Here is a 17,625-nt window from a genome sequence, read left to right on the forward strand (position 1 = left end):
ATAGGTAGGAAAGAGACGATCGCCAGCACGGCGGTCGCAAATGACATACGCGAGGCGCTCGTGGAACGACGTTCCATAAGCTTGGAACGTCGTTCCATCCGTGTCAACATCCAGGCCATGGCCGACACATCCCCTCCCGCCCAGCGACGTGACCAGGCCCTTTCGAGGGATCGCATCGTCGCTACCGCCGTGGCGCTCCTGGATAGCCGGGGCGAAAGCGGCCTCACCTTCCGCGCGCTTTCCGAGCGCCTGGCGACCGGGCCGGGCGCCATCTATGGACACATCGCCAACAAGGACGACCTGCTGACTGCGGCATGCGACGCGGTGGTCGCGGCTGCGCTGCGACCTGCGGCAGCGGGGACGGCACCCGTAGCGCCGACGCCCGAGCACAGGATCCGCGCCATCGCACTGGGCATGTTCGACGCCATCGACCGCCACCCCTGGGTCGGCGCGGCGCTGAGTCGGGGCCCTGGCCAGCTACCCGGCGTGCGACTGCTGGAGGCGCTGGGCGGCGAGGTTCAGGCGCTGGACGTGCTGCCGACAGCGCAGTGGTCGACCGTGCTGGCCTTGTGGAGCTACATCCTGGGCGTGGCCGGCCAGAACGCGGCCAACGCACGCCACGGCCAGACGCTGGGCGTGGACCGTGAGGCGTTCCTGGCCAGCGTCGCCACGACCTGGGCCGCACTGGACCCGGACGCGTACCCCTTCACGCGCGGCATGGCCGGGGCGCTGCGCTGCCACGACGACCTCGCCGACTTCCTGGCCGGGATCGATCTGATCCTGGGCGGGATACGCTTGCAAAAAGACATCATCCCCGGCCCCGGCTCTGTATAATCGTTCGCAGCAACACCCGGTGGGAGAAGCGGAAGGACCCGCTGCCGAAGGCGCAACGCCCGTAATCGCTCAGGCTCCCATGACCACCGACGTGCTTCATCACTCTGGAGAGACCGGTTAGATCCGGCGCCGAAGGTGCAAGAGGCCACCCGCCTCCAAACTCTCAGGCAAAAGGACAGAGGGGCGCCCCACGTGCCGGCACGGCACGTTCTTCCGGATGCCTCCAAAGCCATGAGCCAGAAAAACTCTCCGTCGCTGCGCGAACTCGAGAACCACGGTGCGTTCATCGAGCGTCACATCGGTCCGAACGATGCCGAGATCGACGCCATGCTGGCCGTGGTCGGCCACGCCAGTCTCGACGCCCTCACCGATGCCATCGTGCCGGGCTCGATCAAGTCGCCCGCGCCGCTGTCGCTGCCCGCTGCGGTGACCGAAGAGGAAGCGCTGGCCAAGATCCGTGCCATCGCCGACCGCAACACGGTGTTCCGCAGCTTCATCGGCCAGGGCTACTACGGCACCCTCACGCCGAACGTCATCCTGCGCAACGTGCTGGAGAACCCGGCGTGGTACACGGCTTATACGCCGTACCAGGCGGAAATCTCGCAGGGCCGCATGGAGGCCCTGATCAACTTCCAGACCATGGTCACCGACCTGACCGGCATGGACATCTCCAACGCGTCGCTGCTGGACGAAGCCACGGCCGCCGCCGAGGCGATGACGCTGGCCAAGCGGTCCGCCAAGTCGAAGTCCAACGTGTTCTTCGTCTCGAAGGACGTCCACCCGCAGACGCTGGAAGTGCTGCGCACGCGCGCCGACGGCATCGGCATCGAACTGCACGTGGGCGCGGACGCTGACGCCGGTTCGGTCGACAGCTTCGGCGTGCTGCTGCAGTACCCCAACACCTTCGGTCGGATCAACGACTACACCGCGCTGGCCGCAGCCACGCACGCACGCGGCGGCATCGTCTGCGTCGCCACCGACCTGCTCGCCCTTACCCTGATTGCCGCGCCCGGCAGCTGGGGGGCGGATATCGTGGTCGGCAACACGCAGCGGTTCGGCGTGCCCTACGGCTTCGGTGGCCCGCATGCGGCCTACCTCGCCTGTCGCGATGCCTATAAGCGCTCGATGCCGGGCCGCCTGATCGGCGTCTCCGTCGACAGCGAGGGCAAGCCGGCCTACCGCCTCACCCTGCAGACGCGCGAGCAGCACATCCGCCGCGAGAAGGCCACGTCCAACATCTGCACCGCGCAGGTGCTGCTCGCCGTCATGGCCAGCATGTATGCGGTCTATCACGGCCCGGACGGCCTGGTCCGCATCGCACGCCGCACGCACCGCCTCACCGCCATCCTCGCCGGCGTGCTGGGCAAGGCCGGTGTCACGGTGGGCAACGACTTCTTCGACACGCTGCACGTCACGGGCGTGGATGCCGCGGCGCTGCACGCCAAGGCGGCGAAAGCCGGCCTCAACCTTCGCGCGATCGACGCGGGCAGCGTGGGCATCAGCCTCGACGAGACCACCACCCGCGCGGACATCGCGGCGCTGGCCGGCGTGTTCGGCGCGGAGCTGGGCGATATCGACGCGCTGGATGCGGCCACGGCCGATGCGCTGCCGTCCGCCCTGCGGCGCGACACCGCCTTCCTGCAGCACCCGGTGTTCAACACCCACCACAGCGAGCACGAGCTGCTGCGTTACCTGCGTGGCCTGGCCGACAAGGACCTGGCGCTGGATCGCACCATGATCCCGCTGGGCTCGTGCACCATGAAGCTCAACGCCACCGCGGAGATGATCCCGGTGACGTGGCCGGAGTTCGCCAACATCCATCCGCTGGCGCCGGCCGACCAGGCCCAGGGTTACAAGCAGCTGATCGACGAACTGGAAGCAATGCTGGTGGAATGCACCGGCTACGACTCGGTCAGCCTGCAGCCCAATTCCGGTGCCCAGGGCGAATACGCCGGCCTGCTGGCCATCCGCGCGTACCACCGCTCGCGCAACGAGGGCCACCGCGACATCTGCCTCATTCCGGAATCCGCGCACGGCACCAATCCGGCCTCGGCCCAGATGTGTGGCATGACCGTGGTGGTCACCCGCTGCGACGCCAACGGCAACGTGGACGTCGACGATATCCGCGCCAAGGCCGAGAAGTACTCCGACCGGCTTGCCGCCATCATGATCACCTACCCCTCCACGCACGGCGTGTTCGAGGAAGACGTGGTCGCCATCTGCGACGTGGTGCACCAGCACGGCGGCCAGGTGTACACCGACGGTGCCAACATGAACGCGCTGGTCGGTGTGGCCAAGCCCGGCAAGTGGGGCTCGGACGTCTCGCACCTCAACCTGCACAAGACCTTCTGCATTCCCCACGGCGGTGGCGGCCCGGGCGTCGGCCCGTGCGCGGTCAAGTCGCATCTGGCGCCGTTCCTGCCCCGCGGCTTCGGCAGTGAGGGCGACGTGGGCATGGTCAGCGCGGCCACCTTCGGCTCCGCGTCCATCCTGCCCATCTCGTGGATGTACATCACGCTGATGGGCACCGAGGGCCTGCGCAAGGCGACCCAGGTCGCCCTGCTCAACGCGAACTACATCGCCCGTCGCCTGGCCCCGCACTACAAGACGCTGTACACCGGCCGCAACGGCCTGGTGGCGCACGAGTGCATCCTCGACCTGCGCCCGCTCAAGGACGCCACCGGCGTGGGCGCGGAAGACGTCGCCAAGCGCCTGATCGACTTCGGTTTCCATGCCCCGACCCTGAGCTTCCCGGTCTCCGGCACGCTGATGGTGGAGCCGACGGAGAGCGAATCGCAGCATGAGCTGGACCGCTTCATCGACGCCATGATCCAGATCCGTGAAGAGATCGCCGCGGTGGAAGATGGCCGTCTGGATCGCGAGGACAACCCGCTGCGTCGTGCCCCGCACACCGCCGCGATGGTCACGGGCACGGAGTGGACCCACGCCTACCCGCGCGAGCTGGCCGCCTTCCCGCTGCCCTCGTTGAAGTTCAGCAAGTACTGGCCGCCGGTATCCCGCGTGGACAACGTCTACGGCGACAAGAACGTGATGTGCGCCTGCATCCCCATCGACGCCTACAAGGAAGACGCGGAGGCCTGAGCCCCCGGATAGTGCGGGGGTCCGTCCGGTACATCCCGACGGTGCGTCGTAGGAGCGCACGATGTGCGCGACATGTTTTGAGGCCAACCCATTGAGCTGGCGCGCCAGCCCGATGGGCATAGCGAAACCATGTCGCGCACCGTGGAATGATTTCGCGCACATCGTGCGCTCCTACACCCGCCACCGCCACCGCCCCCATCCCCCGCTCCTGCGGGTTTCCATACCCGCGCGAATTTCTTTGGCCTCGTGTTGTCCTAAACTGCGTGCCGGACAGCCGCCCGCCCGGGCGGCGCACTTACCAAGGCCATGCGCATGACCCAGGAAACCCCACGTAACGAAAGCCTGCTCGGCCTTCTCCGCGGCGTCGAGGACTTCAGCGACAAGGTCTTCCCGGAACCGGGAAACCGCAAGCTTTTCGGCGAACTGGCCGAGGGCCAGAGCCCGCACACGCTCTTCATTACTTGTGCCGATTCCCGCGTCGTTCCCGAGATGATCACGCAGACCCAGCCGGGCGAGCTGTTCGTCTGCCGCAACATCGGCAACATCGTTCCCGGCTACGGCGAGATGCTCGGTGGCGTCTCCGCGGTGGTGGAGTACGCGGTGGCGGTGCTGGGCGTGCGCCACATCGTCATCTGCGGCCATACCGACTGCGGCGCGATGAAGGGCCTGCTCAACCCCGAATCCACCCGCGACCTGCCCACCGTCGAGGCCTGGCTGCGCAACGCGCAGGCCGCCCGGAGCGCCGTCTTCGCACGCAAGCTGGAAGGCGCCGAAGCGATGCAGGCGGTGATCGAGGAAAACGTCCGCCTCCAGCTCACCCATCTGCGCACCCACCCGGCCGTGGCCGCCGCGCTGGCCAACGACACCATCGCCCTGCAGGGCTGGGTCTACGGCATCGGCGACGGCAAGGTGGCCGTGCTGGACGAAGACTCCCTCAAGTTCATCCCCCTGGCCGAGGCCATCCAGCGGGAACACAACGCGTGATCCTCCCCGGCCGGGCCCATGTGGGGCACATCCTGCGTTACGTGGGCAAGCCGCTGATCTGGCTGCTGGCCTGGGACGTCGTGGTCACGGCCTTCTGGTACGTGATCCATCCCCGGCTCACCGCGGAATTCCCGGCCCTGCCGCTCACCCTGCTCGGCTCCGCCGTCGCGGTGTACCTGAGCTTCCGCAACACCACGGCGTACGCGCGCTGGTGGGAAGCCCGCACCTTGTGGGGTGCGATGGTGAATGCCTCGCGCACCCTGGCCCGCGAGGCCGGCACCATGCTACCGGACCGCGCGGTGGGTGCCACCGTGGCGCATCGCCAGATCGCCTATGTGCACGCGCTGCGCATGCACCTGCGCCGGCAGGCACCGTGGGACGAACTGACGCCCCGCCTGCCCGCCGACGAGATCGAACGGCTGCGCCACGTGACCAACCTGCCCAATGCCATCCACGCGCGCACGGGCGTGCTGATCGCCGACGCGCGCCCCGATCCGATCCTGCTGGCCAGCCTTGCACGCACGCTGTCGGACATCTCCAACGCGCAGGGCGGCATGGAGCGGATCAAGAACACGCCACTGCCCCAGCAGTACGCCACCTACCCCGGCATCTTCACCCACGGCTTCTGCATCCTGCTGCCACTGGGCCTGGTCGAGACACTCGGCCTGTACACCCCGCTGGGTTCCACGATGGCCGGCTTCCTGTTCCTCGCCCTGCTGCAGATCGGTAACGACATGCAGAATCCGTTCGAGAACCTCGAAGACGACGTACCGCTGACCACCCTCACCCGCGGCATCGAGATCGACCTGCGCGATTCGCTCGGCGAAGCGCACGGACTGAAACCGGTGCAGCCGGATAACGGCATCCTCTGGTAAGGAGCGCCCGGTCAGATCGCCGCGCGGCGCAGCCGCAACGCGTTGGTCACGACCGAGACGGAGCTGAGGCTCATCGCCAGTGCGGCGATCATCGGGGACAGCGTCCAGCCGGTCAGCGGGTACAGCACGCCCGCCGCGACCGGCACGCCCACGGCGTTGTAGACGAAGGCGAAGAACAGGTTCTGCCGGATGTTCCTCACCGTGGCCTCGGACAGCGCACGCGCCCGTGCGATGCCGGCCAGGTCGCCCTTGAGCAGGGTGACCGACGCGCTACGGATCGCGATGTCGCTGCCGTTGCCCATGCCGATACCGATGTCGGCCGTGGCCAGTGCCGGTGCGTCGTTCACGCCGTCGCCGGCCATGGCGACCCGGGCCCCGGCCGCCTTCAACTCAGCCACGATGCGGGCCTTGTCTTCGGGCGACGCGCCGGCGTGTACCTCATCGATCGGTAGCGACGCGGCAACGGCGTCGGCGGTGGCCGCGGTGTCGCCGGTCAGCATGATGCACCTGACGCCGGCCTCGCGCAGCGCCTCCAGCGCTGGCTTCGACGACGCCTTGATCGGATCGGACAGCGACAGTACCGCCGTGAGACGACCATCGATGGCGAGGTACATGACGGTGGCGCCCTTCGCGCGCGCCTTCGCCGCGATGTCGTGCGTCGCGCCCAGTTCGACGCGCTCATCCTCCATCAGACGGCTGTTGCCCAACACCACGTCGTGCCCGTCCACGCGACCGCTGACGCCTCGACCCACGTACACCTGGAAGCCGGAGACGGCGGGGATCGCGATGCCCTCGGCGTCCGCCGCCGCAATGACCGCACGCGCCAGCGGGTGCTCGCTCGGCCGCTCCACGGCGGCCGCCATGCCCAGCGCGAAGCCACGGTCGCCGCCGAACGTATGCAGCGCCGCCAGCACGGGTTGGCCTTCGGTCAGTGTGCCGGTCTTGTCGAAGACCAGCGTATCGATGTCGCGCAGCGCTTCGATAGCCGTGGCATCGCGAAACAACACACCCGCCTGCGCACCCCGTCCGCTTGCCACCATGATCGACATGGGCGTGGCCAGGCCCAGCGCACACGGGCACGCGATGATCAGCACGGAGACGGCGGCGACCAGGGCATGCGCCGGCACCGGTGCCGGACCGAAGGCCCACCACGCCGCGAACGCGACAATCGCCGCCACCACGACGAGGGGTACGAACCATGCCGCCACGCGGTCGGCCACGCGTTGCAACGGCGCACGGGATCGCTGCGCCTCCGCCACCAGGGCGACGATGCGGGAGAGCACGGTGTCCACACCGACATGGTCCACGCGCAGGGTGACGGCCCCGTGCCCGTTGAGCGTACCGCCGGTCAGGCGGTCGCCGGCGCGCTTGGCCACGGGCACGGCTTCGCCCGTAAGCATGGCCTCATCGACGTGGCTTTCGCCGTCCAGCACCGTACCGTCCACCGGCACGGTCTCGCCGGGACGCACGCGCAGCGTATCGCCCACGCGCAGGCTGTCGATGGCGACATCGCCCTCGTGGCCGTCCGGATCGATGCGCCGTGCCGTCTTCGGCACCAGGCCCAGCAGCGCCCGAAGGGCCTCGCCCGTGCGGCGACGGGCGCGCAACTCCAGCAGATCGCCCAGGGTCACGAGCGTGACGATGACGGCGGCCGATTCGAAATAGACGGCCACCTGGCTGTGCATGTCGCGCATGGACGGCGGGAACGCCGACGGCACGGCGAACGCGATGGCGCTGTAGAGCCAGGCCACGCCGCTGCCGAGCGCGATCAGCGTGTACATGTTCGGCGACCAGGGGTTCAGCGAGCGCCAGCCACGCGCGAAGAACGGCGCGCCACCCCACAGCACCACCACGCTGGCCAGCAGCGCCTCCACCCAACCCAGCAACGCGGCCCACGGCTGGTGCCATGCCTGTCCAGCCACGTGCGGGATCATGGCGATCAGGAACACCGGAAGCGTAAGGCCGACGAGCCACGCCAACCGACGGCCCAGCGCCCGCGTTTCACCGTCGTCGTCCTCCAGGCTGGGCACGGCAGGCTCCAGCGCCATGCCGCACTTGGGGCATGCACCGGGACCCTGCTGGCGGACGTCCGGATGCATCGGGCAGGTGTACGTCGTGCCGGCGGGCATCGGGGCGACAGGCCGCGCGTCCGTGGGCGCGTGCGTCGCGGCGGTGCCGTGGGAGCAGCAGTGGCTCATGCCCCCGGCTCCGCCAGCGCCTTGAGGATCGGGCAATCCTCCGGCGCGCCGTGTCCGGGGCAGGCCTCGACCAGCTCGGACAGGCCGCTGCGTACCCGTTGCAGCTCGGCGATGCGTTCGTCGATCGCCTGGAGACGCGCCGCGGCGCGCTCGCGCACGCCTTCCACGCCACTGTGGCGGTCGGAGGAAAGGGCGAACAGTTCGCGGATTTCCTCCAGCGTGAAACCGAGGTCCTTGGCGCGACGGATGAAGCGCAGGCGCGATACCGCGGACTCGTCGTATTCGCGGTAACCGGAGGGCCGGCGCTTCGGGGCGGGCAGCAGGCCTTCGCGCTCGTAGAAGCGGATGGTGTCGATGGCGACGCCGGCGCTCTGGGCGATGCGGCCGATGGTGAGGGAGGCGGGTGAGGTCATGGGGATAAGTCTAGACCCTTTATCAAGGTCAAGAGTCAATAGCATCGCCATGAGGAGAGGTTGTCGGGTGCCCTTTATCTTGTCACTAGGCGCAAGTACGCTTTGCCCATGATCAATAGAGCACTCAGAACACACTGGACGGTCTTGATCGTTTGCGGTGTGCCGATCACGAAAGTGCCGGAAGTCGCTTGACGCCTCTGCCTATTATTGGTTACATCGCGGCGACACGCCCGCAATGGCGGACCGGGTAACGGACAGGGGATCAACGGATGGTTATCGGTCGAGCAGCTGTCGTCGCTGTTTGAGTGCTATTGCTTTGGGTCAGTGAGTTCGCTCACGCTCAGCAAAACAGCACCGTCACCTATTATTATACCGATCCCCAAGGCACTGTCTTGGCGGAAGCCGATGCGCAAGGCAACATCATTACAACGTCCGACTACACGCCATACGGAACGATCGCATCAGGTACGTCACACCATGGACCGGGATACACGGGACATGTGGCTGATCCAGATACTAATCTTATCTACATGCAACAAAGATACTACGACGCTGCGACAGGGCGCTTCTCAAGCGTGGACCCTGTTTCGCCGACAGCGGCGAATATCTTTAGCTTCAATCGGCATGGCTATGCCAATGACAATCCCGTTCGATATGTCGATCCCGATGGACGTACCTGTACGCAAGCCGATAAAACCTACACGTGTCAGATTGACCAAGTCGTCACGCCGGTGAATGGAAGGAATGTAACCCGAAATGCCACGGCGGAAGACCATAAAACCTATGCGGGAGTGGAAAAGGCACTTACGACGGCAGTCAACGCGGCAGCTAGTTCGGGAAAGACCCAGGTTATATCGTTTCAGAGTGGGGGCAAGGCTTACTCATTTTCTATTTCAGGCACTTCGATTGCCCAAAATTTGGGGAGGCGCGTCATCAGCGTCGATCCCTCCGAATCTGGAGCTATGTATACACAGCGAAACACGACCCATGTTGAACAGGCTGGCTTACAGCCCGGTCGCACCATCTATGGAGATGCAGAAAGGACGCAACAGGTTGAGTTTTTACATGAGGGAATCCATCAGAGTCGCGATGAATGGAAAGCACTTGGAATATCCGGATCATGGCAAATGAACAAAGATCAAGACTCTCATCAAGGTGCTTATAACGATGCAGCGGATTCCTTTTTGGAACCTAGTCAATGACTGCCGAGTCGATAATTCCGACGATGGACAGCGCATCTACGAATTGACTCGCTAAATTCGCTCGTGTAGGAACTCGGCTCAACGACAGGAAACCATCCATGCGCGCAATACGCTGCAATATGCTGTTCGCTCTGGCTTTAGTCGGATGGATACAGCCGGCGGTTTCCAGCCAATCTTATTGTGCGACGGGCGAGGTGAGCCCCATCGCGTTGCGGGTGACGGTTCGGCCGGAGCGACGCCAGGACTTCATCACGTTCTTGCAATCCGACAAGGAGCCCATTGCCCTGGGTGCTAGCTATGTTGGTAGAGCGGAGGGGGCGGACTTTCTGAGCATAAGTTTTTTGGAAATATTCGATGCGAAAGGGGCATCAAAAATTTCCATTCGTACAAAGAACAAAAAGCCGTCGTCGGTATTTGATTTTTCGTTTTGGAGTTGCAATACAACGCACAGCCTAGAGCCGTACCAGAAGGCCGTGCGAAACAGGGTCACTCAGTTTGGTGCGGTATCCATAGAAGAAGTAGTTTCCCAGTGATCTGAGGAGGAGCTCGTTGGATTGGCGAGTATGAGCAGCGCCCCTCGGCATCGACACACTATCCCATTAGCCCGTGGAGCGATCGAGCAATCCGTTCAGGATGTCATCGTCCAGCAAGCGCGCAGCCGGATTAGCCGTCACGCCGACGTCCCCCCCCAAATTTGAGTAGCGCCCCGGTTTCGAGTTCAATCCCCCACAAGAAGGAGATTGGACGTGAAGAAGCGTTTTTCCGAAGAGCAGATCATCGGCTTCCTGCACGAGGCCGAGGCAGGCATGCCGGTCAAGGACCTATGTCGCAAGCACGGCTTCAGTGAAGCCTCTTACTACCTGTGGCGAAGCAAGTTCGGCGGCATGAGCGCAAGCGCTTACCGATACGAACCGCGGCCCGACCCCAACGTCGATCTGCGCGAGATTATCTGCGCGCTGGCCAATCGCCATAAACGCTACGGCGTCGGCATGATCTACCTGAAGCGCCGCCAGGCCGGTCAGATGGTCAATTACAAACGAGTCGAGCGCCTGTACCAGGAGGCGAACCTGCAGGTGCGCCGGCGGAAGCGGAAAAAGGTGCCCCCAGCTGATAGGCAGCCGCTGCTTCGGCCCGCGGGCGCAAACGAGGTCTGGTCCATCGATTTCGTCTTCGATCGCACCGCCGAAGGGCGCGTATTGAAGTGCCTGACGATAGTCGATGACGCTACACATGAGGCAGTCGCCATCGAGATCGAGCGGGCAATCTCAAGCATCGGCTTAACGCGCGTCATGGATCGCCTGGCCGTCACTCGGGGCCTGCCGAAGATCATTCGCAGCGATAACGGAAAGGAGTTCTGTGGCAAGGCCATGGTCGCATGGGCACGCGAACGCGGCGTGCAGCTGCGCCTGATCGAGCCAGGCAAGCCGAATCAGAAAGCGTACATCGAATCATTCAACGGAAGGCTTCGCGATGAATGCCTCAACGAACACTGGTTTCTCAGCCTGCTGCATGCTCGAACCGAGATCGAAAACTGGCGACGGGAATACAACGAAGAGCGGCCGAAGAGAACGCTTGGCAGGCTGACTCTCGCTGCATACGCAAAAAAAGCCACATTAATTCCGAACTCAAGATCGGACCGCTACTGAAGGCGGTGGACGTCGGTATGAGCTTGCCCGGATTTGACAACCACTCGCCACTTCCCCGGGTTGTAGGTACTTATCTCCGCGAGATACCTCTGGCGTTTCGCTCCATTTCTGGCTTTCTCGCCGACTCTGCGTTCGTCGGCAGCCTTCCCAAACAGCCCCACTGCGCAGATAGCTCGATATCACCTTGAAGTAGTCGATGGCAATTGCAGCTTCTAAGAATCAAGCAGCTATCTCATAGTCACAGTTAACACTGTCCGGAAAGCGGCATCAAACAACAGCGCCAGATCATCTAGCCTTACCCGGCAACGCCCAGAGTAACCCTCGCGTAATCACGGCCGGGAACACGGTCAGGTGATCCTCGTCCTCCACGGTGGTCATCTGGATATGCAATCCCGGGTAATGCTTCGCCTTCAACTCGGCGACGAAGCGCCGGGCACCGGCGACCATATCGGTACTGTGGTTGAAACGAGGATCGTGCGAGCCGGGCGAAAGCGACTCGTAGCCGCCCAGCACGATCAGCACGTTGGCGGGCATGTCGCGCCGCGTTGCCATCGCTTCGTGCAGGCGCGCGAACTCGGCGTCCTTGGCGAACTGGAATGACGGGCTGCCCAGGATGTAGTACTGGAACATGCCCGGATCGTGGATCAGGATATCCGCGCCGAGCAACCCGCCGTACGAATGGCCCGCGTAGATCTTCCGCTGCATGTCGGCCCGGTAGTGCCCGGCAATCAGCGGGAAGACCTGGTTCTTGATGAAACGGGCATAGGCTTCGCCGCCGCCATGGACGACGGCGCGCCCCGGCATGTCGGAAGTAAGTTCGGGATCGCCATCGGGGGTTGGGGTGTAGTCACGGCGCCGGCTGTACTCCGGCGTCTCGCCCACGGCATACGACAAACCCACGAGGATGAAGGCCTCGGTACCGCCTTCGTGCTCGCCCACGCGACGCGCGATGCTGCGAATGAGCGGGAACGCATAGTTGGCGTCGGTGACGAACAGCACGGGGTAGCGATGCTCGGGATGGTCCGCGTAGTCACGCGGCAAGCTGACGAACACCTGGTAATCGCGATCCGTGCCTTCGGCGTGCAGCGTACGCACCTCGGTGCCCTCGAGTACGTAGGGTTGCGGCATGGCTTCGGCGGGCGCCGGTGGCGCCATCGCCGACCGGGCCGTAGACGCGGGGGGCCGGAGGGGTGTCGCCGGTGGCTCGGCACCGGGACGTGAGCAGGCAATCACCAAGGCGCACAGCGCCAGCAGTCCAAACGTGGTGCGATAAGCCATCCGTTGCGTTTCCCCTGGCCGACAGCGGTCATTGACGCACGAACAGCGCTACCCAGGCAACCGACGCCTCTCAGGGCGTTTCGATGCCCGCCGCCGTTACCGGCGTAAACATCAGATCCTGGAAATCCCAGCTAAAGTCCGCCACCGGTGACACCGCCTTCATGCTGATCCGGTCGATGCCGCCTTCGGGCGTGAGCGCGAAGATGACATAGGCATCCTCGTCACCGGGCACCTTGAAGCGCGTACGGAACGTGTCCTGGCGCACATGCTCCAGCGGCCCTTCCAGGCCGGGCGAACGGTCGAAACGGATGGTCAGGCCCTTGCCGGTTTTGGCGATCGTGATCGTGCCGTACCACGGATCACGATAGACGCCCGCATAGTCGGCCAGCGGCAGCGACGGACCGCGGTCGCCAAGGGTCGGTGCGGCGCTGGTCGCGAGTGCCTTGCGTGCATCGGTCTCCTCCTGCCGCATCGCATCCCGATAGGCCGCGATCCAGTCCGGCGACGGCAGCCCCAGGCAGCGGTCCAGCAGGTGTTCGCGCATGGCGAACAACGTGCCGGCATCCTCCGAGTTGATCATCACGGCGAAGGCGCAACGCTTCGCGGGCACGATCACCACGGCCGAGATACCGCCAAGCACGCCGCCCAGATGGGTCACGATCTTCTGCCCGCGGTAATCGCGCACCTCGAAGCCGAGGGCATACGCCAGGAACTGCGGTTCGGCCAGCGCCAGCGACGGCGGTCTCGCGGTGATCGGCATCAGCGTGTGCGGCGTCCACAGCGCCGTGGACGCCGCCGGACTGAACAAGGTCTTTCCATCGGGCATGACGCCATGGTCGAGCTGCACCTGCAGCCACTTGCCCATGTCCGCCGCGCTGCTCATCAACGCACCGGCGGGAGCGAACACATCGCCGGTCATGACCTGGGTGAGGACCGATGGCGGGCCTGCGCCTCGTAGCGGCCCGGAGATCTTCGCGTGCAGCGCCACCTGGTCGGGCGTTCGTGCATCGATGCTCACCTGGGTGTCGCGCATGCCGAGCGGGTCGAGGACACGCCGCTGCATGAAGGTTTCCCAGCGCTGGCCGCTGACGGCTTCCAGCAGCTGTCCGGCCGCGATGTAGAGCACGTTGTCGTAATCGTAGTCGGCCCGGAACGCGTGCGCGGGTTTCAGGTAGCGGATGGCGTGCACCAGCTCCGCGCGCGTGCGGTCGGTACGTGGCACCAGCATCAGGTCGCCCTGCCCCAGGCCCAGGCCGCTGCGATGCACCAGCAGGTCGGTGATGGTCATCTCGCCCGAGGTCTGCGCGTCGTACATGCGGAAGCCCGGCAACCGGTCGACGACCCGATCGTCCCAGCGCAGCTGCCCGCCGTCGACCAGCATGGCCAGCGCCGTCGCGGTGAAGGCCTTGGTATTGGAGCCCAGGGGAAAGACCGTATGGGCGTCCACGCGCTCCGCCGCACCCAGCTTCCTCACCCCATAGGCATGCGTCGAGGTGTTGCCGTCGTCCACGACCACCACCGCCATGCCCGGCGTATCGAAGGCCTGCATCGCCCGCGCCGCATAGGCGTCGAGCGCGCTCGATGAAGACGTTGCCGGCGTCGCCTCCGTCGGCGCGGCAGGCACGCCGGCGCCGGTCTCGGCCAGGGCAAGGGCCGGCGAAAGCCTGCCCGTCGTCAACAGCAGGAGCAGGCACGCACGCGGTAGCACGGTCATCGGCATCGGCCTCTGGCGGCAGGAGGGGAACGGTCGGGATCAGGCCCTGGGCGGCCGCGGCTTGCGCGGCGCGCCCGCGGAGGTTTTCGTGCTCGCGCGACCAGCGGAGGTATTCCGGAGCGCGGGTTTCTTCGCGACGGTTTTTCTCGTGGCGGTTTTCTTCACGGAGCCCTTCTCCGTCGCCGGATGCCCGGCCGCAGGCGCTTCGACGTAGCCCACGAACGTCTGGCGCAATTGCGTGGTGTCGCCGATGCGCTCGAAGCGGTCGCCCATCTCGTTGCTCACGGCGCCGATCAGCAGGCTGAAAAGGCTGTTGGCGGCGCTGAAGTTGTGCCATGCGCGGTGATCGTCGATCGGCAACATGAGCACATGATCGGTGAGCTGGCGTGCCCAGTAGCACGACGCATCGGTAAGGATCACCAGCGGGATGCCGCGCCGGGCCACTTCCTCGGCCAGCAGGCGGAAATGGCGGGAATACCGGCGAAAATCGATCAGCACCGCGCAGCCGTTCGGCGTGGCGTCGAGCAGCACATCCGCGTAAGCGCCATCCAGGCCGTCGGCGAACACGGTGCGCGGCTTGACGTGCTGCAGCAGGCTGGCCAGACCCAGGCCGAGGAAGCGGCCGTGGTGGAAGCTGGTCACGGAGACACGATCCGCACGTACCAGCAAGTCGACGATGGGCGCCCATTCCGCGGTGTGCGTCAGCGCGTGCGCGGCGGTGAGGCCACGAATCTCCGACTGCAACGCCTCGGACGGTGAGGCGGCATCCACGCCGCCGGGGTTGCTGTACAGCTGCAGCCACGGCGTGCCCGTGCGCAGTTCTTCCTTCAGTTCACCCAGGTTCTCGTAGCCCAGGTTGCGAAGGAAGCGGCCCACGGTCATCGGGCTTACATCCACGCGCTTGCCCAGCGACGCGGCCGTTTCGAACGGGATGCTGTCGATGTTCTGCAGCAGGTGCGCGGCGATCTTCTGCTCGGCCGTGGTGAAGGTATCCCAGCGGCTTTTCAGCTTCTTCTTGATGTCCTTGCTCATCGTCTCGTACTCACCGTGTCATCGCCGTGGCGGCTTCCGTCGTTCCGTGCCGCCCAACATCGCCCAGGCGTCGTCCAAGCATATACAGGAGCGACGCGGAAAAGCCGGCCACCCCGCCCACCATGACGAAAAACCATCCGTGCGCCAGCCAGCTCCACAGGGTGCCGAGCGCGCCGGCCAGCAGGTTGCCGACGAAGCCGGCGAAGAACCAGGTGGCGATGCTGGTGGCGCGAAACCCCTCCGGTGCCAGCCGGCCGAACAACGCCAGCCCCACCGGCAGGATGTACAGCTCGCCGAGGGTGAATACGACGAACCAGGCGAACAGCCACAGCCAGCTCGCACGCGTGCCGTGCGCGTCGTTCCATGCCGCGACGGCGCCCAGCGCCACAAACGACACGCCGACCACGGCGGCACCGAACGCCATCTTGCCCAGCAACGGCGTCTCGACGCCCTGGCGGGCCAGGCGCGACCACCGCGCCACCAGGAACGGCGTGAATGCGAACACGGCCAGCGAGTTGATCGACTGGAACCAGGTCATCGGTATCACCCAGCCCGAGGCGAGTTGACGGTCGATGCCGGTGTCGGCCCACAGGGCGATGGTGTTGCCGTTCTGTTCGTACGCGCCACGAAACACCACCACGATGGCGGCGATGCCCAGCAGCAGGGCGAACCGGTCGCGTGCCGCGCGGTCCAGGGGCGGGCGCGCGGCGCGCATCGCCGCACCGCGTGCCGGCTCCGGCGGCAGGTAACGGCTGCCCGCCAGGTAGATCACCAGCGACAGCAGCATGCCGATGCCCGCGGCACCGAAACCCCAGTGCCATCCATACGCCTCCCCCAGCGTGCCGCAGACCAGCGGCGCCAGAAAACCGCCCAGGTTGATGCCCACGTAGTAGATGTTGTACGCGCTCTTGCTGCGCACGTCGCCGTCGCGATACAGCCCCTCGATCTGGCTGGCCAGACTGGGCAGGAACAAGCCGTTGCCCAGCGCGATGGTGACCAGCGCCGGGTAGAACAACGCCTCCGACGACATCATGAAATGGCCCAGGGCCATCGCCGCGGCACCGATGACCACGGCGTTGCGCTTGCCCAGCCAGCGGTCAGCCAGCACGCCGCCGGCCACTGGCGTGAGGTAGACGAACGCGGCATAGGCGCCGTACACGAGCGAGGCGTGCTCCTGGCTCATGTCCAGGTGCTTGGTCATGTAGTAGACCAGGATCGCGCGCATGCCGAAGAAGGAGAACATCTCCCACATCTCGGTCAGGAACAGCACGCTCAGGCCACGCGGATGGCCGAACCAGTCGCGGCCCGGGCCTGCCTTCAAAGCGGCGAGCCCCACAGGGTTTCCGGGCACCATATGTTGCCGTCCTCGTAAGTGGCGGCCGGCGCGACGTCGCGGGTCAGGAATGTGGGCCCGTCCAGGTCCACCACGTCGCACTGCTGGCCGACGACGAAGGCGGCGGCCATGGCCAGCGACGAGCCTGACATGTTCCCCACCATCAGGTCGAAGCCGAGCCGGCGCGCCTCCATCGCCAGGGCCAGTGCCTCGGTGAGGCCACCGCACTTGTCCAGCTTGATGTTGACGATGTCCACGCGGCCGACCAGCGTCGGCAGGTCGGCGCGGTCCTGCACGCTCTCGTCCGCGGCCAAGCGGATCGGGCAGTCCAGGGCGTCCAGCCACGCCTCGTTACCCACCGGAAACGGCTGTTCCACCACGTCCACGCGCGCCTCCACCAGCGTCGGCAACAGGCGCGCGAACGACTCGCGCGTGAAGCCCTGGTTGGCATCGACCATCAGCCACACGTCCGGCCGCGCGGCACGCACGGCGGCCACCCGCTCGGCGTTGCGTCCGTCGTCGGTGAGCTTGAGCTTGATGGCACGGGCCGTCGCGTAGGCCAGCGCATCGCGGACCATCACCTCCGGCTCGTCGGCGCTCACGGTGAAGGTGGTCAGCAAGGGCACCGGTGCATCCTGCCCCGCCAGTTCCCACACCGACCGGCCGCTGCGTTTGGCCTCCAGGTCCCACAGCGCGCAGTCCAGCGCGTTGCGCGCCCCACCCGCCGGCAGCAGCTGTTGCAGTTGCTCGCGGGTCAGGCCCGCCTCGATGCGCGGACGCAACGCCTCGATCTGCGCCAGCATCGCGACGGGCGTGTCGTTACGGTAATAGACGCCCAGGCCCTCGCCGCGGCCGACCAGGTCGCCGTCGCGAAGGGTGACCACCACCGCCTCGAAGGCGTTGAAGGTGTAGCCGGTGATGTGGAAGGGGGCCTTGGTCGGCCACGTCTCGATGCTCGCCTGCAGTTGCAGACGATGGATCAGGGTGCTTTGCATGACGACTCCGGAAGCGTGC

The 17,625-nt window shown here is 65.7% G+C and carries 14 protein-coding genes and 1 riboswitch; of the genes, 7 read left to right on the top strand and 7 right to left on the bottom strand.

The features are described from left to right. Window positions 1-81: 81 nt before the first annotated feature. From ACVKN3_RS03610 to ACVKN3_RS03625, 4 genes are all read left to right on the top strand, one after another. A complete protein-coding gene (locus ACVKN3_RS03610) occupies window positions 82-834 on the top strand; it encodes a TetR/AcrR family transcriptional regulator (protein WP_285407045.1) in 753 nt (250 codons plus the stop codon). Window positions 835-928: 94 nt separating this feature from the next. Then, window positions 929-1,023, top strand: a riboswitch (glycine riboswitch). A gap of 42 nt (window positions 1,024-1,065) precedes the next feature. Beyond that, complete coding sequence (gene gcvP / locus ACVKN3_RS03615; protein ID WP_354515838.1) at window positions 1,066-3,936, top strand: aminomethyl-transferring glycine dehydrogenase; 2,871 nt, start codon at window positions 1,066-1,068, stop codon at window positions 3,934-3,936. A 312-nt stretch (window positions 3,937-4,248) separates the two neighbouring features. Then, entirely contained in the window at window positions 4,249-4,920 is a 672-nt protein-coding gene (locus tag ACVKN3_RS03620) for a carbonic anhydrase (protein ID WP_354515836.1), read from the top strand. Further along, the gene (locus ACVKN3_RS03625; RefSeq protein WP_285407040.1) at window positions 4,917-5,795 is read left to right on the top strand and encodes a bestrophin family protein; all 879 of its coding nucleotides are present in this window, start codon (window positions 4,917-4,919) and stop codon (window positions 5,793-5,795) included. Before ACVKN3_RS03620 ends, ACVKN3_RS03625 begins: the two co-directional genes overlap by 4 nt. A gap of 11 nt (window positions 5,796-5,806) precedes the next feature. On the opposite strand, the gene ACVKN3_RS03630 is transcribed toward ACVKN3_RS03625, so the two are convergent. After that, window positions 5,807-7,993, bottom strand: coding sequence for a copper-transporting P-type ATPase (locus ACVKN3_RS03630; RefSeq protein ID WP_354515834.1), 2,187 nt, complete (start codon window positions 7,991-7,993; stop codon window positions 5,807-5,809). After that, window positions 7,990-8,406: a heavy metal-responsive transcriptional regulator gene (locus ACVKN3_RS03635; RefSeq protein WP_354515832.1), complete on the bottom strand. Its 417-nt coding sequence runs from the start codon at window positions 8,404-8,406 to the stop codon at window positions 7,990-7,992. Before ACVKN3_RS03635 ends, ACVKN3_RS03630 begins: the two co-directional genes overlap by 4 nt. A gap of 392 nt (window positions 8,407-8,798) precedes the next feature. Between ACVKN3_RS03635 and ACVKN3_RS03640 the strand changes: the two genes are divergently transcribed. From ACVKN3_RS03640 to ACVKN3_RS03650, 3 genes are all read left to right on the top strand, one after another. Beyond that, window positions 8,799-9,608 carry an RHS repeat-associated core domain-containing protein gene (locus tag ACVKN3_RS03640; RefSeq protein ID WP_354515831.1) on the top strand — a complete coding sequence of 270 codons (810 nt, stop codon included), beginning with the start codon at window positions 8,799-8,801 and terminating at the stop codon, window positions 9,606-9,608. Window positions 9,609-9,706: 98 nt separating this feature from the next. Next, window positions 9,707-10,141 (top strand): hypothetical protein, encoded by a 435-nt coding sequence (locus ACVKN3_RS03645; protein ID WP_354515829.1) that lies wholly within the window; start codon window positions 9,707-9,709, stop codon window positions 10,139-10,141. A gap of 213 nt (window positions 10,142-10,354) precedes the next feature. Beyond that, entirely contained in the window at window positions 10,355-11,254 is a 900-nt protein-coding gene (locus ACVKN3_RS03650) for an IS3 family transposase (protein WP_354515827.1), read from the top strand. Between the two features lie 285 nt (window positions 11,255-11,539). Here the strand turns inward: ACVKN3_RS03650 and ACVKN3_RS03655 are convergent, their stop codons facing one another. The 5 genes from ACVKN3_RS03655 to ACVKN3_RS03675 form a co-directional block, all read right to left on the bottom strand. Continuing rightward, window positions 11,540-12,532 carry an alpha/beta hydrolase gene (locus ACVKN3_RS03655; protein WP_354515825.1) on the bottom strand — a complete coding sequence of 331 codons (993 nt, stop codon included), beginning with the start codon at window positions 12,530-12,532 and terminating at the stop codon, window positions 11,540-11,542. Between the two features lie 70 nt (window positions 12,533-12,602). Continuing rightward, complete coding sequence (locus tag ACVKN3_RS03660) at window positions 12,603-14,246, bottom strand: serine hydrolase (RefSeq protein WP_354515823.1); 1,644 nt, start codon at window positions 14,244-14,246, stop codon at window positions 12,603-12,605. Window positions 14,247-14,285: 39 nt separating this feature from the next. Continuing rightward, the gene (locus tag ACVKN3_RS03665) at window positions 14,286-15,278 is read right to left on the bottom strand and encodes an SIS domain-containing protein (RefSeq protein ID WP_285406512.1); all 993 of its coding nucleotides are present in this window, start codon (window positions 15,276-15,278) and stop codon (window positions 14,286-14,288) included. A 10-nt stretch (window positions 15,279-15,288) separates the two neighbouring features. Further along, a complete protein-coding gene (locus tag ACVKN3_RS03670) occupies window positions 15,289-16,614 on the bottom strand; it encodes a peptide MFS transporter (protein ID WP_354515821.1) in 1,326 nt (441 codons plus the stop codon). Then, window positions 16,596-17,606 (bottom strand): dipeptide epimerase, encoded by a 1,011-nt coding sequence (locus tag ACVKN3_RS03675; protein WP_354515819.1) that lies wholly within the window; start codon window positions 17,604-17,606, stop codon window positions 16,596-16,598. Before ACVKN3_RS03675 ends, ACVKN3_RS03670 begins: the two co-directional genes overlap by 19 nt. Window positions 17,607-17,625 lie beyond the last annotated feature (19 nt).

The organism is Luteibacter sp. PvP120 (assembly GCF_054055715.1).